Raw genomic sequence first — 25,477 nt, 5'->3', positions numbered from 1 at the left:
AGGCGATATGTGCAATATGATAGATCAACCTTTTCGAAATGCCAATTTTCCCTGTTCAAACCGCCAGGCGGCGGTGGTTCACTCCAAGCAGTCAATCGCAAGGGCCAAAAAAGAATCATGCGCTGCAGGATCGTTGGCGCGCCGGTGCAGGACGGCGCGGGCAGGATGGGATGCGAGATGGGGCCGAGCGCGCTGCGCACCGCGGGGCTCATCTCGGTGCTGTCGGAACTCGGCCACGAGCTCGAGGACTGGGGCGCGGTGCAGCCGGCTCAGGCGCGCGCCGTCGTCCATGGCAATCTCGCGCTCAAGGCGCTGCCGGAGATTTCCGCCTGGACATCGGCGATCGCCGAGGCCGCCTACACGGCCTCGAAGGACGCCATGCCGATCTTCCTCGGCGGCGACCACTCGATTTCCGCCGGCACCGTATCCGGCGTGGCGCGCCGCGCCGCCGAACGCGGCCGGCCGCTTTTCGTGCTCTGGCTCGACGCGCATCCGGATTTCCACACGCTCGACACCACCACCAGCGGCAATCTGCACGGCGTGCCGCTCGCCTATGCCAGCGGCCGCCCCGGCTTCAGCGGTTATTTCCCGGATCTGCCGGCCGCGGTCGAGCCGGCCCGCATCTGCACCATGGGCCTGCGCAGCGTCGATCCGGCCGAGCGCCGGGCGCTGAAGGAGGCGGGCGTGACCGTGCATGACATGCGCTCGATCGACGAGCATGGCATCGCCCCGCTGCTGCGCGTCTTCTTGGGTCGCGTCGAAGCGGAAAACGGGCTGCTGCATGTCAGCCTCGACGTCGACTTCCTCGACCCGTCGATCGCGCCGGCCGTCGGCACCACCGTGCCCGGCGGCGCCACCTTCCGCGAGGCGCATCTGGTGATGGAGATGCTGTCCGACAGCGGCCTTGTCTCCAGCCTCGACCTGGTCGAGCTCAACCCGTTCCTCGACGAGCGCGGCCGCACCGCGACCCTGATGGTCGACCTCGCCGCTAGCCTGATGGGCCGCCGCATCATGGACCGGCCGACCCGCAGCCATTCCGGAAGCCTCTGATCATGACCCAGCCTTCCCGCCTTGCCATCGTCCCCTTCGTCAGCGTCGACCGCATGATGAAGCTGGTGCTCGCCATCGGCGTCGAGCGGTTTCTCACCGAGCTTGCCGGCTACATCGAGGACGATTTCCGCCGCTGGGAGCTGTTCGACAAGACGCCGCGCATCGCCTCGCACAGCCATGACGGCGTCATCGAGCTGATGCCGACCAGCGACGGGCGCCTCTACGGCTTCAAATATGTCAACGGCCATCCGAAGAACATGCGCGAGGGCCGCCAGACGGTCACCGCTTTCGGCGTGCTCGCCGATGTCGGCTCCGGCTATCCGATGCTGCTCACCGAGATGACCATCCTGACGGCGCTGCGCACGGCGGCCACCTCCGCCGTCGCGGCCAAATATCTGGCGCCGAAGGGATCGCGCGCCATGGCCATCATCGGCAACGGCGCCCAGTCCGAGTTCCAGGCCATCGCCTTCAAGGCGCTCATCGGCATCGACCGGCTGCGGCTCTACGACATCGACCGCCAGGCCTCGGAAAAATGCGCCCGCAACCTCGCCGGCAAGGGTTTCGACATCACCATCTGTTCGACCGGCCAGGACGCGGTGGAAGGCGTCGACATCATCACCACGGTGACGGCCGACAAGCAGTACGCCACGATCCTCACCGACAACATGGTGGGCTCGGGCGTCCACATCAATGCGGTCGGCGGCGACTGTCCAGGCAAGACCGAGCTGCATCGCGACATCCTGCTGCGCTCCGACATCTTCGTCGAGTTCCCGCCGCAGACGCGCATCGAGGGCGAGATCCAGCAGCTCGACCCCGACCATCCGGTGACCGAGCTGTGGCAGGTGATGACCGGCCAGGCCGAAGGCCGCAAGTCGGCCAAGCAGATCACGCTGTTCGATTCCGTCGGTTTCGCCACCGAGGATTTCTCCGCGCTGCGCTATGTCCGCGACCAGCTCAAGGCCACCGGCCTCTACGAGGAGCTCGACCTGCTCGCCGACCCCGACGAGCCGCGCGACCTGTTCGGCATGCTGCTCAGGGCCGCCATGCAGCCGGCCGCTTGAGGGAACTTCGTTGAGATAGCCCAGTCTATCGGAGCTTCTCAGAGTATCACTCTGCTTGCTAAGTCAGCGCTGCCCCTCATTGCCCTGCCGGGCATTTCTCCCCGTGTAGTGACGGGGAGAAAGACACTGTCATCGCCGCTTTCGCCAATCACCCCTTCTCCCCGCTTCGCGCTAGGGGATGCACACATCTTCCGTGACTGGCGTGACTGATCGACCTGGGCTTGATTGCCAAGTGGGTCCCCCAATCCGTCGCTGCTTCGCAGCGCCACCTTTCCCCCCTCCGGAGGGAAAGGAAGGGAGCCTTGCTGGACGAGCGTTGACGGCAAAAGGCTTGGCGCCTTTCCTCTACCCCGTCGATCGGGGGAGAGGTGGCTCGGCGAAGCCGAGACGGAGTGGGGGTCGACCAGCGCTACATAAGACAATGCATGCGCCAAGCTGCCATGCACGCTATCGCCAAAGACCAGCAGCTTGGAAATGTGTGCATACCGTAGCCCGTTTCACGGGGAGAAGATGCCGGTCCACCCTCCGCAGCTGCAGCGCAGCTGCTGCGGAGGACGGGCAGACAGATGAGGGGCAGCGCCGACGTCGACAATTGCCAACACTACCCACGCAGACGCGCGCAGCTTTCCCGCTCGACCAGCACCGGCGCCAGCACCTCGCGGCGCGAGGGCGCTGCCGGCTCGCCGAGGCGCTCGAGCAGCAGGTTCACCGCCCGCGTTCCGATCTTTTCGACCGGCTGGGCGATCGTCGTCAGCGGCGGCCATGTGGTGACGGCATAAGGAATGTCGTCGAAGCCGACCAGCGACATGTCGTCGGGGACGCGCAAGCCGCGCGAACGCAGCGCGGTGATGGCGCCCATGGCCATCAGGTCGTTGCAGGCGAACACCGCCGTGATGTCCGGCGCCTGCTCCATCAGCCGCTCCATCGCCAGGCGGCCGCCGGCGAAATGATAGTCGGAATCGACCACCGACGATGCGGGCAGCTCGAGGCCCATCTCCTCGAGCGCCCGGACAAAGCCGCGCAGGCGGGCGGGGCTGGAGCTCGAATCGCGCGGGCCGCCGATGACGCCGATCTTGTAATGGCCGAGCCCGACCAGGTGGCGCCCGGCGAGATAGCCGCCGTGATCGTGGTCGACCAGCACGGAATCGACATTGACGGAGTGAATCTCGCGGTCGAGCAGCACCGCCGGCACGGCGGCGGAAAGGCGCGAGAACACCCGCGCATGGTCGGACGAGCCGGCGAAGATCAGCCCGTCGATCTGCTTTGCCAACAGCACCGACAGATAGCGCTCTTCCTTCTCGGCATTGCCGTCGGAATTGCACAGGATCACCGTATAGCCGGCGACGAAGCCGGCATCCTCGATCTGGCGCGCCACGCTGGCGAAGAACGGATTGGAATTGTCGGGCAGCAGCAGGCCGATGGTCTTGGTCTCGCCGCGCCGCAGGCTCCGCGCCAGCGAGTTCGGGCTGTAGCGCAGCGCGGCGATCGCCGCGCGCACGCGCTCGGCCGTTTCCGGCTCGACATGGCGCGTGCGGTTCATCACATGCGAGACCGTTGCGACGGATACCCCCGCAAAGCGCGCGACATCGGCAATCGTCGTCATGGCTCCTTGGCCCCCGCTGGTTTTCTACACGCTCCTGCACAATTTCGGATGGAAACGCTTACTCGCTTTGCTGGAATTGCTCTAGCGAATCCTCCGCAACAGCCTCTCCCGATAGGCGTCTATGATGACGGCGAGCATGATGACAAGACCAATCATGAACGGATTGAAATTGTCGCCGCCGCTGAACAGCAACCGATGCTTTCCTAACCGGTCGTAATCGGTTACGTAACCGATTACGCACGACATTTTATCAGCTGTCAATATCGTAAGCGAGCTGCCGGGGGTGCATCATTTGAGATGCTGCCTGCGGCTTCTGCTTGAGAGGGCAGCGCCGCCCCTCATTGCCCTGCCGGGCATTTCTCCCCGTATAGTGACGGGGAGAAAAACGCTGTCATCGGCGATTTCGCCAATCGCCAGCGTTGCGGACGAGCGCCGAGGCTGCGGCCAGCCTCCTTCTCGCCGTCACTATACGAGGAGAAGGTGCCGGCAGGCGGATGAGGGGCGGCGCCAGCATTCGGCTATTGGCGACGGCAGGCCACATCAAATTGCTCGGAGCGGGTCACATCGGCATGATTCCCCGCCGCGACCTCACCTCCACCCCAGCGCCGGCGCGACGTGCTTCAGGATCGCCTCGATGACATGGGTGTTGTAGTCGACGCCGAGCTGGTTGGGCACGGTGAGCAGCAGCGTGTCGGCCTCGGCGATCGCCTGATCCTCCTTGAGCTGCTCGATTAGCACGTCCGGCTCGGCGGAATAGGTGCGGCCGAACACGGCGCGCTTTTCCGGCTCGATATAGCCGAAGTGATCCTCGCCCTCGCTGCCGCCGAAATAGGCTCGGTCCATGTCGTTGACCAGGGCGAAGATGCTGCGGCTGACCGAGACGCGCGGCTCCCGGGCGTGGCCGGCTTCCTTCCAGGCGGCGCGGAAGGCTCTTATCTGCTTGGCCTGCTGGACGTGGAGCGGCTCGCCGCTCTCGTCGAATTTGAGCGTCGAGCTCTGCAGGTTCATGCCGAGCTTGGCCGCCCACACCGCGGTGCCGTCAGTAGCGGCGCCCCACCAGATCCGCTCACGCAAGCCGGCAGAGAAGGGTTCCAGCCTGAGCAGGCCGGGCGGGTTGGGAAACATCGGCCGCGGATTGGGCTGGGCGAACCCTTCGCCGCGCAAGAGATCGAGGAATATCTCGGCGTGGCGGCGCGCCATGTCGGCGTCGGTCTTGCCCTCTTCCGGCACGTAGCCGAAATAGCGCCAGCCGTCGATCACCTGCTCGGGCGAACCGCGGCTGATGCCGAGCTGCAGCCGCCCGCCGGCGATGAGGTCGGCGGCGCCGGCATCCTCGGCCATGTAGAGCGGGTTCTCGTAACGCATGTCGATGACGGCAGTGCCGAGCTCGATGCGCTTGGTTTTGGCTCCGGCCGCCGCAAGCAGCGGGAAGGGCGAGCCGAGCTGGCGGGCGAAATGGTGGACGCGGAAATAGGCGCCGTCGGCGCCGAGCTCCTCGGCCGCGACCGCGAGGTCGATCGACTGCAAGAGCGCGTCGGCGCTCGAGCGCGTGCCCGATTGCGGCGAGGGCGACCAATGCCCGAACGACAGAAACCCGATCTTTTTCATGTGCTCCGTTCCGGTTCGGAGCGGCCCGCTGAGCCGCTCGAACTCTTGTGTTGCTCCGACGCAATGCCGGGAAGAGCATACGACGGCTTTCCGCTTCGGAATTGCGCAAGGCAAATAGTCAAGGCCGCGCGGCTATTCAACGGAACGCGACCGGATACAGACCGTCAATCGATCCGGATCCAGACGGCTGCCTGGCGATCTTTCTGGAAAGCACGCGCCGCGCCGCGCATGGGCGGTGGTTCCAGGAACTGATCAGTAGACGGTGAACAAGGTCGGCAGCACGCCGGCCGCGCGGAAATACTCCACCGTCTCGATGAGTGGAAACAGCGCCAGGAAATAGAGCCCGTCCCGGAACGTGCTTTTCAGCGCGCTGGTGGAAAAGACCAGCTGGTCCTGGTCGCGGTAGAGCATCGGGTTCGGCCAGAAACGCGGCGTCCGCCCGGCATAGGCCGTGTAGACGGCGCCGAACTTGCCGAACAGGTACTCGGCCTCTCGATTGGCCGTGAACCGGAAGACGAGGAAGCTTGCCAGACCCAGTATCGCGGCCGCCAGCGCCGATCCGAACATCAGCCCGATGCCGACCGCGCCGATGGTCGAGAAGAAATAGAGCGGGTTGCGGGTCATCGAGAACGGACCCGAAACGATCAGCTCGTCGTTCTTCTTGCCGCCGACATAGAGGATGCTCCACAGCCGGCCAAGGAAGCAGACGAGCACGAAGCCGAAGCCGGCCGTCTCCACCAGCTCGTGCCCGCTCGAGCCTTCGCCGAGAAACGGCTTGGAAAACAAGAGCAGGACGATGGCCACCACCGCGGCGACCTGGACGACGATCAGGCGCTTGTGCTGGTCGAACGCTTTCGGCGCTGATTTGAGCGATGTGTAAGCCATTCGGGTTCAGTCACTCCGGCCCAGTCAGGGACGCCACGCTCTAGCCTCTCTCCTGTGGGATTGCGAGGCCTGAAGAGTATTTTCGGTCATTCTTACGAATTTGTAAGGACCGGGACAGGCCTGGGTAAGCCCCGGCTTGTGGGAATGGTGCACCGCCGATGTTAGCATGGCGTTCGCAATGGAGCCCGGACAAAACGCGAAAATGCGACTTCTGCTGGTTGAAGATGATCCAAGGACCGCCGACTACATCGTCAGGGGGCTGAGCGAGGCCGGGCACGCCTGCGACCTGCTGCGCAACGGCCATGACGCGCTCGTTGCGGCGACCCGCGATGCCTATGACGTCATCGTGGCCGACCGCATGGTTCCGGGCCTCGACGGCCTGTCGATGATCAAGGCGGTGCGCGCCGCGGGGATCAAGACCCCGGCCATATTCCTGACCTCGATCGGCGGCGTCGACGACCGGGTCGAAGGACTGGAGGCCGGCGGCGACGATTATCTGGTCAAGCCCTTCGCCTTCTCCGAGCTGCTGGCCCGCATCAACGCGCTCGGCCGCCGGCCGGCGGCGCAGGAACAGAAAACCAGTCTGCGCGTCGCCGACCTCGAGATGGACCTGATCATGCGCCGTGTGACCAGGCAGGGACAGGCGATCGACCTGCAGCCCCGGGAATTCAGCCTGCTCGAGGTGCTGATGCGCGGCGAGGGCCGGGTGATTACCCGCACCATGCTTCTGGAACGCGTCTGGGATTTCCATTTCGATCCCAAGACCAGCGTCGTCGAGACCCATATCAGCCGGCTGCGGGCCAAGGTCGACAGGCCGTTCGACGTGGCGCTCATCCACACGGTGCGCAACACCGGCTACAGCCTGCACGTGCCGGGTTGACGATCCATGCCCAACCGCATCTCGCGTCTCCGGCCGGCTGTCCGTATATGAGCGACATGTCGATGCTGGACTCCGCAAGGCAATGGGCGCGTCGCATGAAGCGCGACGTTGTGGCCCTGTGGCTCGCTGCCCGCGATCCACGCGTTCCCTGGTACGCGAAGGTCATGGCCGGCGCGGTTGCAGCCTATGCGCTCAGCCCCGTCGACCTCATTCCGGATTTCATTCCGATCGTCGGCTATCTGGACGACCTTGTTATCGTTCCGCTCGGCATCCTGCTTGCGGTCAAACTGGTTCCGCCCGGCCTCATGCAGGAATTCCGCGACACTGCCACGCGCAGCACCAGGCCGGTCAGCCGGACCGGCCTGATCTTCATGATCGCGGTCTGGATAGCGGCGGCGCTGGCGCTGCTGTGGCTGTTATGGCCGAAGTCCGTCTAGCTCCCGACACAAGGACTTTGAAAGGTTGCAGGCTTGTCGGCAGGTAGCCTTATTGTTCGTCTCGCCGAACCATCATAAGCGTTTGCAAGTGGCGGAGGCCCTCCAACCTCGTCAATCCCATGGCGAAGCAGGAGCGAAGCTCCGTCGCGGAGACCCTGGGGATCCATTCCGTGACTTTGATCGTAGGGTGCAGCGGAGCAGAATTCTGCACCGCCGCAGCGCTCATATGTAACGGAATGGATCCTCGGGTCTGCGCTGCGTCGCTTCGCTCCTTGCTCCGCCCGAGGATGACGAAGCGAGGGGCGTCAGTGGTCGATCTCCAAGGGATGCGACCTGCCAAGGCAAACACATCCGACCGGCCAAAATTTCTGTGCTAGGGAATTGGTGCGATGAAGGACAAGCCCCCTAGCCTGCTGCGCAGCACGCCGTTCCGGCTGGCGCTGGCCTTTGCCTTCCTGTTCGTGCTTGCCTTCATCCTGTCCGGGGCGGTCGTCTACCAGCTGATGAGCGCCGACCTGGCGAGACGGCTCGATCAATCCATCAAGGAGACCTATACGGTCGTGGCTCTGACCTATGCGGGAAACGAGAAGGAAGATCTCATCGCCTCGGTCAACAACAACGCCGACCTCAGCCCCGACAAGGATCAACTTTTCTCGCTGACCGATCCCGACGGCAACCATCTGGCGGGAAACTTCACCGCTTCAGGCCTGCCCGACGGTTTCTCGATGTTCGCCGCCAGACTGCCGGGCGTGCCGCCCGACACGATGTATCGCGCCTATACCGGCGAGGTTGGCGGCAACAGCCTGACGGTCGCCGCCTCGCTCGCCGAGACCGACGAGCTGGAGACCATCGTGCTGATGAGCTTCGGCTGGGGGACGCTGTTCATCACCGGCCTCGCGATCGCCGGCGGCGCCCTGCTTGCCTCGCGCGTCCAGCGGCGGCTCGACGGCATCGCCGCCACCATGGTCGACGTCTCGCACGGACGGCTCGACACGCGTATCGCGCTGACCGGCAACGGCGACGACATCGATGCCGTATCCACCCAGGTGAACGCCGCGCTCGACCGCCTGTCGGCGCTGGTCGACGGCATGCGGGAGGTTAGCGCCAACATCGCGCATGACCTGAAGACGCCGCTCAACCGCCTGCAGATGATCCTCGAGCAGGCCGCCGACAAGACCGTTTCGGGCGAGGATGTGACCGACGAGCTCGCCGACGCGCGCGCCGAAAGCTCGCAGATCAACGAGACCTTCGACGCGCTTCTGCGCATCGCCCAGATCGAGGCCGGCGCGCGCAAGGCGCGCTTCGTCGATCTCGATGTCGGCACTGTCGTCGACACCATCGGCGACGTCTATGCCGACGTTGCCGAGGACGACGGAAAGTCGCTGTCGACGAAGCTTGTTCCGGATACGAAATGGTATATCCACGGCGACCGCGACCTGCTGATGCAGATGCTGGCCAATCTTGTCGAGAACGCACTTAGGCATTGCCCTGCGGGCACGGCGATCGAGCTGTCGGTGACGCGGCAGGACGACCGCATCCTCGTCCACGTGAGCGACAACGGCCCCGGCATTCCGGCCGGGGAGCGCGAAAAGGTCTTCCAGCGGCTCTACCGTCTGGATACCAGCCGTACGACGCCGGGCAGCGGCCTTGGCCTCAGCCTCGTCAAGGCCGTCGCCGACCTGCATGGCGCCGCGATAACGCTCGAGGACCGCAATCCGGGTCTCGGCGTGACCGTCAGCTTTCCGGCTGTGCGAGACCCAGAAGCCTGAGACAGTTCCCCGACACAGGAATTTTGAAAGGTTGCAGGCGCCCCAACATCGTCATTCTAGGGCGGAGCAAGGAGCGGAGCGACGCGCGCAGACCCTAGAATCCATGCCGTGACGTTAAGGCGTTGCAGCGGTTACAGAATATTCTGCACGGTTGCGCTCCCTGGCGGAAGTCATGGCATGGATTCTAGGGTCTACGCGGTACGCTTCGCTTCCCGCTCCGCCCTAGAATGACGACGGGTGGGCGACCGTTGATCAGTTTTACCGCGCGACGCCCGCCTTGCGAAAGTCGGAAGGCGACATGCCGGCAAGCTTGCGGAACGACTTGTTGAAGGCGCTGAGCGAGCCGAAGCCCGAGTCCATTGCGACCTTCAGCACGTTGGCGCCCTCATGCATCAAAAGCGCCTGCGCATAGCTCAGCCGCAGCAGATTGACATATTCGTTGAGCGTCATGCCCGTCGATTTCTTGAACAGGCTCATGGCGTATTTGGGATGGATGTCGGCCGCCGCCGCTATGTTCACGCAGTCGATGTCGTAGAGGAAATTCTCGGCGATGAAATCGCACATGCGCCCGACATTGCGCGAGGATTGCTGGTCGAAGGGGCTGCCCGCCCCGTGCCCCGACGCGGTCTCCGGCACCAGCCGGTAGGGCTCGAAGCGCACCCGCTCGAGCCGAAGCAGCAGCTCGTTGACGGCATGTTCGGCCTTGGCCGCATCGCCCGAGCGCGCATAATCGTTCCAGCGCTTGAAATTGTCGTTGTCGGACTGGTCGGTGGCATTCGTCACCAGCGTCGCGCCGGTCATCAGCCGATGCCGGACATCGGCCGGCAGATGCAGCCGGAAGAAATGCACCAGCGGCAGATGCGCGCCGGCATAGATGGCGTCGTCGGTCAGGTCGTCCATCTGGTGCGGCAGCCCGCCCCAGAACAGGCACATCTCGCCGGCCGACAGCGCGATCTCATGCTCGGCCATGCGGTAATGCACGCTGCCGCGCACGATGAAATTCACCTCGACCTGGGCGTGCCAGTGCGGCTTCAGCATCATCAACGGATGGTTGTGGAACATCTGCAAAGCCAGCGGCAGGCCTTCGACGCTGCTCGCGCCTGGCTGGTAGAACGGACGCCCGGGCATCTTACTTTCCGCCAACTTCTTATTCCCTTTGTCGGGGACAAGCCTTCCGCGCCGCATAATCTACCCATGCTCACGGTGAGAGAGCAAACGAAATGGGAGGATTTCAATGCGCACCACACTGACCTGCGCCGCGCTTTTGCTTGCCCTGGGCTCCGGCCCGGCCCTCGCGCAATCCGGCGAACTCACGATCTGGAGCTGGAACATCGCCGCTTCGTCGCTGAAGTCGACCGTCGAGGGCTTCAACAAGAAATACCCCGACATCAAGGTCACGGTTCAGGACCTCGGCAACCAGCCGACCTACGACAAGTCGATCGCCGGCTGCGCCGCCGGCGGCGTCGGCCTGCCCGACATCGTCTCGATCGAGAACGGCGAGGCCGAGAACTACTGGAGCCAGTTCCCCGACTGCTTCGTCGACCTGCACACGCTGGGCTACACCGCCGAGGATCAGAAGAAATTCCCCGACTTCAAGCGCACCGAGCTCGAGGTCGGCGACAAGGCCTATGCGATGCCCTGGGATTCCGGCCCGGTCGCCGTCTTCTATCGCCGCGACTTCTACGAGAAGGCCGGCGTCGATCCCGCCTCGATCAAGACCTGGGACGATTTCATCGCCGCCGGCAAGAAGATCCAGGCCGCCAATCCCGGCGTCTCCATGACCAATGCCGACTTCAACGGCGACACCGAATTCTTCCGCATGATCTCCAACGAGCAGGGCTGCGCCTATTTCGCCGAGGACGGCCAGTCGATCACGGTCAACCAGCCGAAATGCGTCGACGCCATGACCAAGGTGAAGGAGATGAAGGACGCCGGCATCGTCTCCTCGGCCGACTGGTCGACCAAGATCACCAACAACACGGCCGGCACCGTCGCCACCCAGGTCTATGGCGGCTGGTATGAGGGCACCATCCGCACCGAATCGCCGAAGGAAAGCGGCAAATGGGGCGTCTATCTGATGCCGAGCCTGACTGCCGACGGCCCGCGCGCCGCCAATCTCGGCGGCTCCTCCCTGGCCATCACTTCGGCCAGCAAGAACAAGGAAGCCGCCTACGCCTATCTGAAATACACGCTGGAGACGAATGAGGGCCAGATCACCATGCTGAAGGATTTCGGCCTGGTGCCGTCGCTGATCTCGGCGCTCGACGATCCCTACGTCGCGCAGGGGCAGCCCTACTGGGGCGACCAGGCGGTGTGGAAGGACATCCTCGCCACGCTGCCGAAGGTTGTTCCGAGCCGCGGCACCCAGTTCCAGAGCGACGCCGAGATCATCGTCCGCGCCGTGCAGACCAAATATCTGGCCGGCGGCTACGCCGATGCCAAGGCCGCGCTCGACGACGCTGCCAGCCAGATCGCCTCGGCGACCGGCCTGCCGGTCAAGTGAGCATGACGTCGATGCCGCAAGGTCGGATACAGGAGCAACTTGCCGGACTGCTGGCGCTGCCCCTCACCTGCCTGCCGGCATCCTCTCCCCGTATAGTGACGGGGAGAGGGACGCTGTCGTCGGCGGTTTCGCCAATCACCAGCGTTGCGCGGAAGAGCGCCAAGGCCGCGGTCAGCTCCCTTCTCCCCGTCACTATACGGGGAGAAGGTGCCGGCAGGCGGATGAGGGGCAGCGCCGACCTCGTCAAATGATGGCGGCCTACCACCGGCCGCATCGGTATCAACACCGCCCGCCACCACAGGCGTGAAACAAACAACCAGAAAGGAGGAAGACGATGCGCTACCGGAACGCCACCGCGTATCGCTTCCTCACGCCCTACCTGCTGATCTTCGCCATCTTCTGGATCTGGCCGATCATCAGTTCGTTCCTGATCTCCTTCCAGGCGACCCGCACCGTGCCGTGGCGCTTCGCGCCGGCCTTCAACTGGGGCCGCCTGATCGGCGACCCCGCCTTCTTCAACGCTTTGAAGAACACGCTCTTGATCCTCGTCATCCAGGTGCCGGTGATGATCTCGCTGGCGATCGTGATGGCGGTGCTTTTGAATTCGCCGCTGCTGAAGGCGCGCAGCCTCTACCGCTTCGCCTTCTTCGCCCCGGTCGTGGTCGGCGAGGTGGCCTATTCGGCGGTGTTCCGGCTGATGTTCAGCCTCGATTTCGGCATCGTCAACAAGCTGCTCGACAGCGTCGGCCTGCCCAAGATCGACTGGTTCTCCAACGTCACGCCGGCCATGGCGCTGATCATGATCGCGGTGACCTGGCGCTGGGCGGGCTACAACGCCATCATCATCCTGGCCGGCCTGCAGTCGATTCCGGAGGACGTCTACGAGGCGGCGACGCTCGACCGCGTCAGCAAGGTGAGACAGTTCTTCCACATCACTCTGCCGCTCTTGAAGCCGGTCATCGTCTTCTGCGCCGTGCTGTCGATCATCGGCACCATGCAGCTCTTCACCGAGCCGTTTCTGATCACCGAGCGTGGCGGGCCGGGCGGCGGCACCGAGACGCTGGGTCTCCTGCTCTACCGCCAGGGCTTCCGCTCGCTCAATTTCGGCTATGCCTCGGCGATCGCCTACACGATGGCGGGGCTCGCCATCGCCATCACGCTGGTGCAGCTCTGGCTGACGAGAGAACCAAAATGACGGGGGAGCCGAAATGACCTCGCGCTCTCAAAGACGGCTCGGCCGCACGATCGCGCTGCATCTTTTCCTGACGCCGCTGGCATTGGTCTGGCTGTTCCCGCTGTGGATGATGGTGGTGTTCTCCACCATGCCCGACAACGGCATCTTCAGCCCCGGCATCGAGCTTCTGCCGCATGACGGCTTCCTCGACAATTTCAACAATCTGCAGCGCGACACCAATTTCGTCGGCGCCATCGGCATCTCCGTCTCGGTGGCGGTGACCTACACCTTCCTGTCGGTGCTGCTCACCTCGATGGCCGGCTGGGCGCTGGCGCGCTACGAGTTCCTCGGCAAGGGGCTGGTGGTGGCGATCATTTTCGGCACCATCACGCTTCCCTATGCGGTGGTGCTGATCCCGCAATTCATCATGGTGGCGCGCGACTTCGCCTTGGCCAACACCTGGATCGCGCTCATCGTGCCGCCGCTGTTCAATTCGCTGGGCGTGCTCTTCATGCGCCAGGCCTTTTCGATGATGCCGGCCGAGCTGTTCGACGCCGCGCGGGTCGAGGGCGTGAAGGAGTGGCGCATCTTCCTCTTCGTCGCGCTGCCCTTGGCGCGGCCGATGCTGGCGGCCCTGGCCATCATCCTCTTCCTCGCCTCATGGAACAATTATCTCTGGCCGCTGCTGATCAACAGCCAGCCCGGCGCGATGACGGCGCCGGTGGCGCTCGGCACGCTGATCGGCCTCACCAAGGTCTCCTGGGGCGGCATCATGGCCGGCGCCGTGATGCTGACGGTTCCGATGCTCGTCGTCTTCGTGCTTTTGCAGCGTCATTTCATCGCCGGCATCGCCGCCGGCGCGGTCAAATAGGTTAGGAGCGAGATGGCCGCGGTCACCCTCACCAATGTCGTCAAGCGCTTCGGCACCTTCGAGGTTGTCCATGGTGCCAACATCGATATCGCCGACGGCGAGTTCGTCGTCTTCGTCGGCCCGTCCGGCTGCGGCAAGTCCACACTTTTGCGCATGATCGCCGGCCTGGAGGACATCAGCGACGGCAGGATCGCCATCGGCGGCAAGGTGATGAACGATGTCGAGCCGGCCGACCGCGGCATCGCCATGGTGTTCCAGTCCTACGCCCTCTATCCGCACATGACGGTGGAGCAGAACCTCTCCTTCGGGCTGCGCATGAACGGCAACCCCAAGGCCGACACCGAACGACGGGTCAAGCGCGCCGCCGAGATCCTGTGCATCGACGAGCTGATGCAGCGGCGGCCGAAGCAATTGTCCGGCGGCCAGCGCCAGCGTGTCGCCATCGGCCGCGCCATCGTGCGCGAGCCGCAGGTTTTTCTCTTCGATGAGCCGCTCTCGAATCTCGACGCCGAGCTGAGGGTCCAGATGCGGGTCGAGATCTCGCGCCTGCATAAGGAGCTCGGCGTCACCATGATCTATGTGACGCACGATCAGACCGAGGCGATGACGCTGGCCGACCGCATCGTGGTGCTTAAAGGTGGCAATGTCGAGCAGATCGGCGCGCCGCTCGACCTTTACGACGACCCCGCCAACCGTTTCGTCGCCGGCTTCATCGGCTCGCCGAAGATGAATTTCCTGGCGGCGAAAGTCGTCGAGACGTCGAACAGCGCAGCGATCGTCGAGCTCGTCAATCATGGCGGCGCCAGGCTGAAGAAGCCGCTCTGCGAAGCTTTGCCGGCCGTCGGCGCCGAGGTCGTGCTCGGCGTTCGACCGGAGCATTTCTTCGAGGCCGGCGAGGGCGGCTGCGATATTCCGGTCAAGGCAGACGTCGCCGAGCATCTGGGCTCGGTGAGCTACGTCTACGCCAATGCCGGAGCCGAGGAGCTGATCGTCGAACGCGAGGCGGCGCGCCAGCGCGCCAGCGGCGACCATTTCACTGTCTCGATTAAGGCCGAGCGCGCGCTGCTCTTCGACAAGACAGGCGCGAGGATTCGCTGAACCCGATTTTTTCTTGCCGGCATGCCAGGCGTGGCGGCGACCCATGGAGAATTCGACATGACATCTCAAAAAATACGCTGGGGCATCCTCGGGCCCGGCAGCATCGCAAGATCCTTTGCCGGCGGCGTGGCGCAGTCGCGCACCGGCGAATTGGTTGCGCTCGGCGCCCGCAACCCCGGCAAGCCGGGACTGGCGCAAGCCTTTCCGGGCGCCCGCATCCTCGACGGCTATGACGCGCTGCTGGCCGACGATGGTGTAGACGCCGTCTACATCTCGACGCCGCATCCCGGTCATGCCGAATGGGCGATCAAGGCAGCCGGAGCCGGCAAGCATGTGCTGTGCGAGAAGCCGCTGGCGCTGACCGCCTTCGAGGCCGACGCCATGATGCATGCGGCGCGCAAGGCCGGCACCTTTCTCGGCGAAGCCTTCATGTACCGGCTGCACCCACAGACGCTGCAGCTGGTCGAGCTGATCAAATCGGGCGTCATCGGCGAGGTGCGCATGATCAAGTCGAGCTTCGGCTTCGCCATGCCGGGCTTCATGCCCGAGCATCGGCTTTACGCCAACGAGCTGGCCGGCGGCGGCATCCTCGATGTCGGCGGCTATCCGGTGTCGATGGCGCGGCTGATAGCCGGCGCCGCGACAGGACAAGCTTTTGTCGAGCCGGACAAGGTGGTGGGCGCCGCCCATCTCGGCCAGTCCGGCGTCGACGAATGGGCCTCGGCGCTGCTCCATTTCCCTGGCGGCATCGTCGCCGAGGTCTCCTGCAGCATTTCGCTCAACCAGGACAATGTGCTGCGCATCTTCGGCACCAAGGGCCAGATCGAGGTGCCCGACTTCTGGTTCGCCGGTGGCAACCGCGATGTCGGACCGGGCCGGATCGACGTGATCCGGTCCGGCGGCACGCGTGAAACCCTCAGCGTCAACGAGACCCGCCACCTCTATTCCTTCGAGGTCGACGCCGCCGGCGAGGCGATCCGGGCCGGCCGCCGGGAGTTCGCCTGGCCGGGCATGGCCTGGGCCGACAGCCTCGGCACGCTGCGTGTGCTCGACAAATGGCGCGCGGCCGTCGGGCTGGAATACGAGATCGAAAAGCCGGCTAAGCGCGTCAACACCATCTCCGGCCGGCCGCTCCGCACCGGCGGTACCGCCATCGGCAAGCGCGCCATCCCGGGCCTGCCGCGCGCAGCGTCGCGGCTGGCGCTCGGCTTCGAGGATTTCCGCACCTTCTCCTCCGGCTCGATCCTGCTCGACGCTTTCTTCGAGGCCGGCGGCAATCTGTTCGACACCGGCTTTGTCTATGGCGCCGGCTACACCGAGACGCTGCTCGGGCAATGGCTGATGAATCGCGGCGTGCGCGAGCAGTCGGTCATCATCGCCAAGGGCGCGCATTCGCCGCTCTGCTATCCCGATGTGATCGGCAGGCAGCTCGCCCAGTCGCTCGACCGGCTGCAGACCGACCACGTCGACATCTATTTCATGCACCGCGACAATCCGGACGTGCCGGTCGGCGAATTCGTCGATGCCATGGACCGCGAGGCCAAGGCCGGCCGCATCCGCGGCCTGTTCGGCGGCTCCAACTGGACGATGGAGCGCATGGACGAGGCTATTCGCTATGCCGAAAAGAACGGCAAGCAGAAGCCCGGCGCGCTCTCCAACAACTTCTCGCTGGCCGAGATGCTGGAACCGATCTGGGCGGGCTGCATCACCTCCTCGACCGATGCGTGGAAGGCCTGGCTGACGGCACGCCAGATGCCGAACTTCGCCTGGTCGAGCCAGGGCCGCGGCTTCTTCACCGACCGCGCCGGCCGAGACCGGACCGACAATGAGGAGCTGGTGCGGGTCTGGTATTCGGAGAAGAATTTCGGCCGCCGCGACCGCGCGATCGAATTGGCCGGAAAACTCGGCAAGAGCCGGATCCATGTCGCGCTGGCCTATGTGCTCGCACAGCCCTTCCCGTCGGTGCCGCTGATCGGCCCGCGCACGCTTGACGAGCTGGAGGACAGCCTCAAGGCGCTGGATATTGAGCTTTCGCCGGAGGATTTGGGGTGGCTGGACGAGGGGCCGGAGAGAAGGAGGGCGTAGCGAGTTTATTCAGGAGCGAAATGGCAGACGTCGCGTTCCTTCGCGCCCCCCTCTGCCCTGCCGGGCATCTCCCCCTCAAGGGGGGAGATTGGCCGTCACCTCGACTTTCGCCGATCTCGAACGTCGCAAGGCAGGGCGCGACGCCGAAGTGTCCGATCTCCCCCTTGAGGGGGAGATGGCCGGCAGGCCAGAGGGGGGTGCTGTCCCGCCGACATTTCACCAGTTTCACCGATCCACCCTCGTCGACAAAATGATCGACGACGACGTCCGCTCCACCCCGTCCATCGCGCCGATCTGATCGAGCAGAGCATCGAGATCCCTGATCGACGGAGCGTCGACGATGACGATCATGTCGAAATTGCCGCTCACCGAATGCACCGTCCTGACCGGCGGCATCGCCTCGAGACTGCGCACCACCTTGTCGGCGAACTTGGGCGTGACGGTGAGCAGCACATGCGCCTTGACCAGCCCCTGTTCATAGTCGGGTGAAAGTCTGACGCCGTAGCCGGTAATGATGCCGCGCTGTTCCAGCCGCTCGATCCGGCTCTGCACCGTGGTGCGCGACACGCCGAGCTTACGCGCGAGCTCCGCGGTCGAGGCGCGGGCGTTGGCGCGCAGCAAGGAAAGCAGGGCCTGTTCAGCTTCCGTGAGCATTTCGACGAAACCTTTCGGCAAATCGCTTAAAGTTGCGCTTCACTCTGCCAGATTTCACGCTTCCTTTCGACAGGCAAGCTGCAATGATTCAGCCAATTCGAATTTGGCAGGGGAATTGACCATGAAGAACATCGTTGTCGTCGGCGCCGGCAAGATCGGCTCGACCATCGCCGAGATGCTCGCCGCCACGGGTGACTATCGCGTCACGCTCGTCGACCGCTCCGCCGCCCAGCTCGCTGCGGCCGAATTGCCGGCCGGCGTCGAAACACAGGAGCTCGACATCGCAGCGCCCGGCGCGCTTGAGAAGATTCTGGCCGGCAAGTTCGCCGTGCTGAGCGCTGCGCCTTTCCACCTCACCACGCGCATCGCCGAGGCCGCGGCAGCGACCGGCGTGCATTATCTCGACCTCACCGAAGACGTCGTCTCGACCCGCCGCGTGAAGGAGCTGGCGCGCGACGCCAAGAGCGCCTTCATTCCGCAATGCGGCCTGGCGCCGGGCTTCATCTCGATCGTCGCCAACGATCTCGCCGGCCGCTTCGACACGCTGGAGAGCGTGCGCATGCGCGTCGGCGCGCTGCCGCAATATCCGTCGAACGCGCTGAACTATAACCTGACCTGGAGCACTGACGGCGTCATCAACGAGTATTGCGAGCCCTGCGAGGCGATCGTCGAAGGCGAGCTGATCGAGGTGCCGCCGCTGGAGGAGCGCGAGGAGTTCTCGCTCGACGGCGTCACCTACGAAGCCTTCAACACCTCGGGCGGTCTCGGCACTTTGGCCGAGACGCTGAAGGGCAAGGTGCGCACGCTGAACTACCGCACCATCCGCTATCCCGGCCACGCCGCGATCATGAAGGCGCTGCTCAACGACCTCGGGCTGCGCCACCGCCGCGACGTGCTGAAGGACATCTTCGAAAGCGCCCTGCCGGCCACGCTGCAGGATGTGGTCATCGTCTTCGTCACCGTTTCGGGGCGCAGGAACGGTCGCCTGCTGCAGGAGACCTACGCCAACAAGATCTACTCGCACCGCGTCGGCAATGTCGTGCGCAGCGCCATCCAGATCACCACCGCCTCCGGCATCTGCGCCGTGCTCGACATGCTGGCCGACGGCACCCTGCCGGCAAAGGGATTTGTCCGCCAGGAAGACATCGCGCTCGACGCTTTCCTGGCCAACCGCTTCGGCCGCGCCTACGCGCAGCACGAGATGGTGAGCCGGCTGGCGAGCTGAGCAACGCCCTCTCCTTCTCCCCTTGTGGGAGAAGGTGGATCGGCGCGAAGCGCCGAGACGGATGAGGGGTGCTCCAGCGGAGTGAGACGCTGGCATTCCCTGGAACACCCCTCATCCGGCCGTTTCGCGGCCACCTTCTCCCACAAGGGGAGAAGGGAGAACTCCGACCTGCGGCGCGTCCGCTATTTGCGCAAATTCAAGGGACGCCCTGATAGAAACCGGACAAGATTGCCTGTGGTCCGCGAGGCGATTCCGGTGCTCCGAGCGGCTTGTGGCGCCTTCTCCTGCCGGACAAGCTCGCGTGGCTTCGCGCCTGGCCGCCCCACTCTGAAGGAAGGCGTCTCGGTCGGCTTGCCCCTGAGAACGTTGGCGACGTTGTTGTCATGGACGACGATACACCATTGGGCATCCTTCGATGGCGCGATGATCGTGTTGTAGCGGGTCGCCATCTTCTGGTGATGGTCGCTGTAGACGCCATTCATCGCCGGCGATCTCTTCTCGACCAAAGTTCCGAAAGCCGACAGGGCGTACTCATGGTCGGTGTAGCGGCCGGTTGCCGTGTCAAAATTCTGGCCGTGCGGAAAGGCAATGTAGAGAGGTTGCTCGTCCACCGTGCCCTTTTCGATCTCCCTTCGCGCCAAATGGTCGATCCGTGCCATGAAGCTCGGCGCAAGCGCGTCGTCGCTGTCGAGCCGCGTGAGCGACACGAACCGGGCATCGGTGTCTGCCTGGACGAAAGCATTGAACCGGGCGCCGTGGTCCTCACCGGCCTCGACCAGGATCGGCCTCACCTCGACACCATCCACGCAGTTGCAGACGGCCCGGACATAATTTTCGTGCGTATCGGCATCCAGCGCGATGAGGACCGTAAAGTCCTTCAGAGACTGTGTTTCGAGCGAGGCAGCGCAGTAATTGTCAAACAGAGCCAGCCGTTCGACCAGCCAGACAGGGTCGAGATTCACCCGTCCTTTGCCGCTCCATTGGCTGGGCGTGAAGCTGGCGGCGGTATTGTAGCGAATCGTAATATATTTCTTCAGATCCATGCTGATATGCCGGCGATAAGTCTTGGAAGGAGGCCATAGCAACAATGAGCATGAAACGCCATGCGATCCACGCGGGAGCGTTGATAGCTGGAGCAGACGGCTGGCGAGCTGAGGAGGTTCGCGACTTCCTCTCCCCCGTCGATCGGGGAGAGGTGTCGAGCGAAGCTCGACGGAGTGGGGGTCGACCCGGCGCCGGACTCAAATATGCAGCGCGTGCCCGAGCGCCTTCAGCGCCGCTTCCTGAAAACCTTCGCCCTGGGTCGGATGGGCGTGGATGGTGCCGGCTATGTCTTCCAGCCGCGCGCCCATCTCGAGCGCCAGGCCGAAGGCCGTCGACAGTTCCGAAACACCCTGCCCGACCGCCTGGATGCCCAGCACCAGATGATTGTCCGCGCGAGCCACGACCCGCACAAAGCCGTCCTCGCCTTGCCTGGTCATGGCGCGGCCATTGGCGGCGAAGGGAAACTGTCCGATCTTGATCTCGCCGGCGAACGCCTTGGCCTCTTCCGGCGACAGGCCGGCTGTGACCAGCTCCGGATCGGTGAAGCAGATCGCGGGAATAGCGCGCTTGTCCCAGCTCCTTTTGTGGCCGGCGACGATCTCGGCCACCATCTCGCCCTGCGCCATGGCGCGATGCGCCAGCATCGGCTCGCCGGTCACGTCGCCGATGGCGTAGATGCCGCGCATCGAGGTCCGGCACTGGTCGTCGATGCGGATGAATCTTCCCGCCCTGTCGAGGTCGATCTGGTCCAACCCCCAACCTTCGGTCAGCGGCTTGCGCCCGACCGTCACCAGGACCTTGTCGGCCGCGATCTTGGCGTTCTTGCCGTCGGCGGTTTCCACCAGCAGCGCATCGCCCCTGGTCGACAGTCCCTTAGCCTTGGCGCCGCTCATCACCTCGACGCCGAGCTCGCCGAGCCGCTTCAGCACCGGCCTCGTCAGCTCGGCATCGTACTGCGCGAGCACGCGCGGCAGGGCTTCGACCAAGATGACCTTGGCGCCCAGCTTGGCGAAGGCCATGCCGAGCTCGAGCCCGATATAACCGCCGCCGACGACGGCGAGCTTCTTCGGCACTTCGCTCAGCGCCAGCGCTTCGGTCGATGAGATGACCGGGCCGCCGAAAGGCAGGAACGGCAGCTCGACCGGCGCCGAACCGGTGGCGATCACGACCGTCTCGGCGCGGATCACCTGCGTTCCGGTCTCGGTCTCGACCTCGACGGTCTTGCCGTCTCGGAACGTCGCCCAGCCTTGCACGGTCTTGACCTTGGCCTTCTTCAGCAGCCCGGCGACGCCGCTGTTCAGCCGGCTAACGATACCGTCCTTCCAGGTGATCGTCGTGGCCAGATCGAGCGTCGGCGCGGCGACCTTGATGCCGAGCGGATCCTTGCCGCCGGCCATATGCGCAACCTTGTCGAACTCCTCCGCGGCATGGATGAGCGCCTTGGACGGGATGCAGCCGACATTGAGGCAGGTGCCGCCCGGCTTGCCGAACTCGACGATGACGGTGTCGACGCCGAGCTGGCCGGCGCGGATGGCGCAGACATAGCCGCCCGGCCCGGCGCCGATGACCAGCAGCTTGCAGGAGATTTCTTTCATGACGGCTGTCCTCTCGGCGATGGCCGGTGCGCGCCTTTCCTTCCCCCCTTGTGGGGGAAGGTGGATCGGCGCGTCAGCGCCGAGACGGATGAGGGGTGTTCCAGCGGAGTGAGACGCCGGCGTTCCCTGGAGCACCCCTCATCCGTCGCCTTCGGCGACACCTTCTCCCACAAGGGGAGAAGGGGGAGCCGACATCCCGGCGCCGCGCCTTTCCCTGCCTTACCTACGTTTGCGATAAACCTCATCCCCCTCAATCCACGAAGATCATCGCCGGCGTCTCCATGAGCGCCTTGATGCGCTGCACGAACACCGCGGCGTCCCAACCGTCGATGACGCGATGGTCGAAGCTGGACGACAGGTTCATCATCTTGCGCGGGATGAACTGGGTGCCATCCCACACCGGCCGCACCATCATCTTGTTGACGCCGACGATCGCCACTTCCGGATAGTTGATGACCGGCGTCGTCGCCACGCCGCCCATCGCACCGAGCGAGGTGATGGTGATGGTCGAGCCCGAGAGCTCGTCGCGGCTCGCCGTGCCGGACTTGGCCGCCTCGGCCAGCCGGTTCACCTCCGCGGCGCAATCCCACAGGTCGCGCGCCTCGGCATGCTTGACCACCGGCACGACGAGCCCGGTGGGCGTCTGCGCGGCGATGCCGATATGGATGCCTTCATGCTGGTGGATGATGCCGGCCTCGTCGTCGAACAGGGCGTTGAGGTTCGGCTGGTCGGCGATCGCCTTGACCATCGCCCGCATCAGGAAGGGCAGCAGCGTCAGCTTGGGGCGATCGGCGCGCTTTTCCTTGTTGAGCGTGGCGCGCAGCTCCTCCAGCGCCGTGACGTCGATCTCCTCGACATAGGTGATATGCGGGATGCGCGATTTGGCGAGCGCCATCTTCTCGGCGATCTTGCGCCGCAGGCCGATGACCTTGATGTCCTCGACGCCGTCCTTTGGGGCAAGCCCGGTGGGACGGGCAAGCTGCGGCCCGCGCGCCAGGAAGGCATCCAGGTCCTCATGGCTGATGCGCCCGGCCGGGCCGCTGCCCGGAACCTGGCGAAGATCGATGCCGGCTTCCTTGGCGCGCAGCCGGACGGCGGGCGAAGCCAGCGGCTTTTCGCCTTCCGGACGCGGCGCGCCGGTGACGGACGCCGGGCGCGTGCCCTTGGGCGCGGCGACGGAAGGCTGCGCCGAGACTTGCGGCGGTTTTGGCGCTGCTGGGTCGGACTTTGCCGCTGCGGGCTCGGCCGGCGTTTCTGCCTTCGGCGCGGCCTTGGCGTCGCCGTCGGCTTTCACATTCCCTTCGCCGGCTACCTTCAGCCGCACGATCGGCGAGCCGATCGCCACCGTGTCGCCGATCTCAGCGCCGAGCCAAAGGATCTCGCCGTCGACCGGCGAGGGGATCTCGACGGTCGCCTTGTCGGTCATGACGGCCGCCAGCACAGCGTCCTCGCGCACCAGGTCGCCGATCTTGACGTGCCATTCGACGAGCTCGGCCTCGGCGACGCCTTCGCCGACATCGGGAAGCTTGATCACATATTCGCCCATCCTCAGGCTTCCCCCTTCTTCAAGCTTCAATCGTCTCGACGAGCGCGCGCCCGACCCTGGCCGGGCCGGGGAAATACTCCCACTCCTGCGCATGCGGATAGGGCGTGTCCCAGCCGGCGACCCGTGCCACCGGGGCTTCCAGATGGTAGAAGCAGTTTTCCTGCACCAGCGCGACCAGCTCGGCGCCGAAGCCGGAGGTCAGCGTCGCCTCATGCACGACGACGCAGCGCCCCGTCTTCTTCACCGAAGCGACGATCGTGTCGAGGTCGAGCGGCAGAAGCGTCCTGAGATCGATGATCTCTGCATCGATGCCGGTTTCCGCGGCCGCGGCCTCGGCGACATAGACCATGGTGCCATAGGCGAGCACGGTGACCGCCGAGCCCGGCCGCCGGATCGCCGCCTTGCCGAGCGGGATCGTGTAGTGGCCGTCCGCCACCTCGCCGAGCTCATGCTTCGACCACGGCGTCACCGGCTTGTCGTGATGGCCGTCGAAGGGACCGTTATAGAGCCGCTTCGGCTCAAGGAAGATCACCGGATCCGGATCCTCGATCGCCGCGATCAACAGCCCCTTGGCGTCGTGCGGGTTGGACGGCACCACGGTCTTCAGGCCCGAGACATGCGTGAACAAGGCCTCCGGGCTCTGGCTGTGCGTCTGGCCGCCGAAGATGCCGCCGCCGGTCGGCATGCGCACCACGATCGGGCAGGTGAAATCATTGTTGGAACGGTAGCGCAGCCGCGCGGCCTCCGAGACGATCTGGTCGTAGGCCGGATAAACATAGTCGGCAAACTGCACCTCGACGCAGGGTTTCAGTCCATAGGCCGCCATGCCGATGGCCGAGCCGACGATGCCCGATTCGCTGATCGGCGCGTCGAAGCACCGGTTCTTGCCGTATTTGGCCTGCAGGCCTTGCGTGCAGCGGAAGACGCCGCCGAAGAAGCCGACATCCTCGCCATAGACGATGACGCGCTCGTCACGCGCCATCGAGACGTCCATGGCGTCGCGAATTGCCTCGATCATGGTTTTTCTCGGCATGGTCAGACCCCCGCCTGCTGCCGCTGGCGCCTGAGATGCGGCGGCATCTCGGCATAGACGCCTTCGAACATGTCGCGCGTCGACGGCTTGCCGCCGGCATGCAGCGTGCCGTGGCTTTCGGCTTCCTTCTGCGCCGTGATCACCGTCTCCAGGATCTCGGCCTCCGCCTGGGTGTGGCGATCCTCCGACCAGACTTTCCTGTGGATGAGATGGTTCTTCAACCTGACGACCGGATCGCCGAGCGGCCAGGCATCGGATTCGGCCTTCGGCCGGTAGGCGGACGGATCGTCCGAGCTCGAATGCGCGCCGACGCGATAGGTGACATATTCGACCAGCGTCGGCCCGAGATTGCGCCGCGCCCGCTCGATCGCCCATTTGGCGACGGCATGCACGGCGAGATAATCATTGCCGTCGACGCGCAGCGACGGAATGCCGAAGCCGAGGCCGCGCGCCGCGAAGGTGCCGGAGCCGCCGCGCGCTATGCCCTGGAATGTCGAGATCGCCCACTGGTTGTTGACCACGTTGAGCACGACCGGCGCCTTGTAGGTCGAGGCGAAGACCAGCGCCGCATGGAAATCGGATTCCGCCGTCGAGCCGTCGCCGATCCAGGCTGCGGCGATGCGCGAATCCTTCGAGATCGCCGAGGCCATCGCCCAGCCGACCGCCTGGATGTATTGCGTCGCCAGGTTCCCGGAGATCGAGAAGAAGCCGTGCTCCTTCGACGAGTACATGATCGGCAGCTGCCGGCCCTTCAGCGGATCGGCCTCGTTGGAATAGATCTGGTTCATCATCGTGACCATCGGATAGCCGTCGGCGATCAGCAGACCGGCTTGCCGATAGGTCGGGAAATTCATGTCGCCCGGCTTGAGCGCCTTGCGGAAGGCGCAGCTCACCGCCTCCTCGCCGAGATGCTGCATGTAGAAGGAGGTCTTGCCCTGGCGCTGCGCCATCTGCATGCGCGCGTCGAAGGTCCTGAGCGTCATCATGTGGCGCAGGCCTTCCAGAAGCTCCTCGTCGGTGAGCAGGCCCGCCCAAGGCCCCACCGCTTCGCCGGCGCGGTTGAGCACCCTGATGATGGAGAAGGCCATGTCGCGGATGGTGCGCGGATCGACGTCGATCTCCGGGCGCGGCACCGATCCCGCCTTGGGAATGGTCACATTCGAGAAGTCGGGCGTGCCGCCGGGCCGAACCTCGGGCTCGGGCACATGAAAGCGCAACATTCCAGCATCGGCCATGAGCTCACGTCCTCCAATGTTGCCGGTGCGATATTTGCACATCCGCGCCGCCATTTCATCGGTCGAGATGGCGACCGTCCTCCCGGCCATCGGCCTCGCGGAGCCGATGCGGCACATGGCC

At 64.8% G+C, this 25,477-nt stretch carries 22 protein-coding genes; 12 read left to right on the top strand and 10 right to left on the bottom strand.

The annotated features are described in order from the left end of the window. The first annotated feature begins 117 nt into the window (after window positions 1-117). The gene (rocF, locus tag QAZ22_RS04275; RefSeq protein ID WP_278205747.1) at window positions 118-1,050 is read left to right on the top strand and encodes an arginase; all 933 of its coding nucleotides are present in this window, start codon (window positions 118-120) and stop codon (window positions 1,048-1,050) included. A gap of 2 nt (window positions 1,051-1,052) precedes the next feature. Continuing rightward, window positions 1,053-2,111, top strand: a complete 1,059-nt coding sequence (locus tag QAZ22_RS04270; RefSeq protein ID WP_278205746.1) for an ornithine cyclodeaminase — start codon at window positions 1,053-1,055, stop codon at window positions 2,109-2,111. Window positions 2,112-2,712: 601 nt separating this feature from the next. On the opposite strand, the gene QAZ22_RS04265 is transcribed toward QAZ22_RS04270, so the two are convergent. Continuing rightward, a complete protein-coding gene (locus tag QAZ22_RS04265) occupies window positions 2,713-3,714 on the bottom strand; it encodes a substrate-binding domain-containing protein (RefSeq protein ID WP_278205745.1) in 1,002 nt (333 codons plus the stop codon). A 48-nt stretch (window positions 3,715-3,762) separates the two neighbouring features. On the opposite strand from QAZ22_RS04265, the gene QAZ22_RS04260 reads away from it, so the two are divergent. Beyond that, window positions 3,763-3,921, top strand: coding sequence for a hypothetical protein (locus QAZ22_RS04260; protein WP_278205744.1), 159 nt, complete (start codon window positions 3,763-3,765; stop codon window positions 3,919-3,921). 381 nt (window positions 3,922-4,302) lie between these two features. Here QAZ22_RS04260 and QAZ22_RS04255 read toward each other — a convergent pair whose 3' ends face one another. Both QAZ22_RS04255 and QAZ22_RS04250 read right to left on the bottom strand, forming a co-directional pair. Further along, window positions 4,303-5,322: an LLM class flavin-dependent oxidoreductase gene (locus tag QAZ22_RS04255; RefSeq protein ID WP_278205743.1), complete on the bottom strand. Its 1,020-nt coding sequence runs from the start codon at window positions 5,320-5,322 to the stop codon at window positions 4,303-4,305. A 252-nt stretch (window positions 5,323-5,574) separates the two neighbouring features. Then, window positions 5,575-6,207, bottom strand: a complete 633-nt coding sequence (locus QAZ22_RS04250; protein WP_278205742.1) for an isoprenylcysteine carboxylmethyltransferase family protein — start codon at window positions 6,205-6,207, stop codon at window positions 5,575-5,577. Between the two features lie 202 nt (window positions 6,208-6,409). On the opposite strand from QAZ22_RS04250, the gene QAZ22_RS04245 reads away from it, so the two are divergent. The 3 genes from QAZ22_RS04245 to QAZ22_RS04235 all read left to right on the top strand — a co-directional run bounded on the left by QAZ22_RS04245 (window position 6,410) and on the right by QAZ22_RS04235 (window position 9,293). Next, entirely contained in the window at window positions 6,410-7,087 is a 678-nt protein-coding gene (locus tag QAZ22_RS04245; RefSeq protein ID WP_278205740.1) for a winged helix-turn-helix domain-containing protein, read from the top strand. 56 nt (window positions 7,088-7,143) lie between these two features. Further along, window positions 7,144-7,524 (top strand): YkvA family protein, encoded by a 381-nt coding sequence (locus QAZ22_RS04240; protein WP_278207787.1) that lies wholly within the window; start codon window positions 7,144-7,146, stop codon window positions 7,522-7,524. Between the two features lie 389 nt (window positions 7,525-7,913). Further along, the gene (locus QAZ22_RS04235; protein ID WP_278205739.1) at window positions 7,914-9,293 is read left to right on the top strand and encodes a HAMP domain-containing sensor histidine kinase; all 1,380 of its coding nucleotides are present in this window, start codon (window positions 7,914-7,916) and stop codon (window positions 9,291-9,293) included. A 258-nt stretch (window positions 9,294-9,551) separates the two neighbouring features. Here the strand turns inward: QAZ22_RS04235 and QAZ22_RS04230 are convergent, their stop codons facing one another. Further along, window positions 9,552-10,421, bottom strand: a complete 870-nt coding sequence (locus tag QAZ22_RS04230) for a helix-turn-helix domain-containing protein (RefSeq protein WP_278205738.1) — start codon at window positions 10,419-10,421, stop codon at window positions 9,552-9,554. A 106-nt stretch (window positions 10,422-10,527) separates the two neighbouring features. Here QAZ22_RS04230 and QAZ22_RS04225 point away from each other — a divergent pair, with 106 nt between their 5' ends. From QAZ22_RS04225 to QAZ22_RS04205, 5 genes are all read left to right on the top strand, one after another. After that, the gene (locus tag QAZ22_RS04225; RefSeq protein WP_278205736.1) at window positions 10,528-11,796 is read left to right on the top strand and encodes an ABC transporter substrate-binding protein; all 1,269 of its coding nucleotides are present in this window, start codon (window positions 10,528-10,530) and stop codon (window positions 11,794-11,796) included. 334 nt (window positions 11,797-12,130) lie between these two features. Continuing rightward, window positions 12,131-12,991 (top strand): sugar ABC transporter permease, encoded by an 861-nt coding sequence (locus tag QAZ22_RS04220; RefSeq protein WP_278205734.1) that lies wholly within the window; start codon window positions 12,131-12,133, stop codon window positions 12,989-12,991. Window positions 12,992-13,004: 13 nt separating this feature from the next. Continuing rightward, the gene (locus QAZ22_RS04215) at window positions 13,005-13,841 is read left to right on the top strand and encodes a carbohydrate ABC transporter permease (protein WP_278205732.1); all 837 of its coding nucleotides are present in this window, start codon (window positions 13,005-13,007) and stop codon (window positions 13,839-13,841) included. Between the two features lie 12 nt (window positions 13,842-13,853). Further along, the gene (ugpC, locus tag QAZ22_RS04210; protein ID WP_278205730.1) at window positions 13,854-14,939 is read left to right on the top strand and encodes a sn-glycerol-3-phosphate ABC transporter ATP-binding protein UgpC; all 1,086 of its coding nucleotides are present in this window, start codon (window positions 13,854-13,856) and stop codon (window positions 14,937-14,939) included. 57 nt (window positions 14,940-14,996) lie between these two features. After that, window positions 14,997-17,024, top strand: coding sequence for an aldo/keto reductase (locus tag QAZ22_RS04205; protein WP_278205729.1), 2,028 nt, complete (start codon window positions 14,997-14,999; stop codon window positions 17,022-17,024). A 225-nt stretch (window positions 17,025-17,249) separates the two neighbouring features. Here the strand turns inward: QAZ22_RS04205 and QAZ22_RS04200 are convergent, their stop codons facing one another. Next, window positions 17,250-17,678: an Lrp/AsnC family transcriptional regulator gene (locus tag QAZ22_RS04200; protein WP_278205728.1), complete on the bottom strand. Its 429-nt coding sequence runs from the start codon at window positions 17,676-17,678 to the stop codon at window positions 17,250-17,252. A 121-nt stretch (window positions 17,679-17,799) separates the two neighbouring features. Here QAZ22_RS04200 and QAZ22_RS04195 point away from each other — a divergent pair, with 121 nt between their 5' ends. Beyond that, a complete protein-coding gene (locus tag QAZ22_RS04195; RefSeq protein WP_278205726.1) occupies window positions 17,800-18,903 on the top strand; it encodes a saccharopine dehydrogenase family protein in 1,104 nt (367 codons plus the stop codon). A gap of 182 nt (window positions 18,904-19,085) precedes the next feature. Here QAZ22_RS04195 and QAZ22_RS04190 read toward each other — a convergent pair whose 3' ends face one another. From QAZ22_RS04190 to QAZ22_RS04170, 5 genes are all read right to left on the bottom strand, one after another. After that, window positions 19,086-19,946 (bottom strand): glycosyltransferase, encoded by an 861-nt coding sequence (locus QAZ22_RS04190; protein ID WP_278205724.1) that lies wholly within the window; start codon window positions 19,944-19,946, stop codon window positions 19,086-19,088. Window positions 19,947-20,144: 198 nt separating this feature from the next. Further along, on the bottom strand, window positions 20,145-21,542 hold the full coding sequence (gene lpdA, locus QAZ22_RS04185; protein ID WP_278205722.1) for a dihydrolipoyl dehydrogenase: 1,398 nt from the start codon (window positions 21,540-21,542) through the stop codon (window positions 20,145-20,147). A gap of 250 nt (window positions 21,543-21,792) precedes the next feature. After that, window positions 21,793-23,088, bottom strand: a complete 1,296-nt coding sequence (locus tag QAZ22_RS04180) for a dihydrolipoamide acetyltransferase family protein (protein ID WP_278205721.1) — start codon at window positions 23,086-23,088, stop codon at window positions 21,793-21,795. Window positions 23,089-23,107: 19 nt separating this feature from the next. Beyond that, complete coding sequence (locus QAZ22_RS04175) at window positions 23,108-24,121, bottom strand: alpha-ketoacid dehydrogenase subunit beta (protein ID WP_278205720.1); 1,014 nt, start codon at window positions 24,119-24,121, stop codon at window positions 23,108-23,110. 2 nt (window positions 24,122-24,123) lie between these two features. Then, entirely contained in the window at window positions 24,124-25,356 is a 1,233-nt protein-coding gene (locus QAZ22_RS04170) for a 3-methyl-2-oxobutanoate dehydrogenase (2-methylpropanoyl-transferring) subunit alpha (RefSeq protein WP_278205719.1), read from the bottom strand. Between the last annotated feature and the right edge of the window lie 121 nt (window positions 25,357-25,477).

It is taken from the genome of Mesorhizobium sp. WSM4906 (assembly GCF_029674625.1).
In the GTDB taxonomy this organism is placed as follows: Bacteria; Pseudomonadota; Alphaproteobacteria; order Rhizobiales; family Rhizobiaceae; genus Mesorhizobium.
Note: the sequence above shows the minus strand (reverse complement) of the source record. Positions and strands in the feature narration are given on the sequence as shown.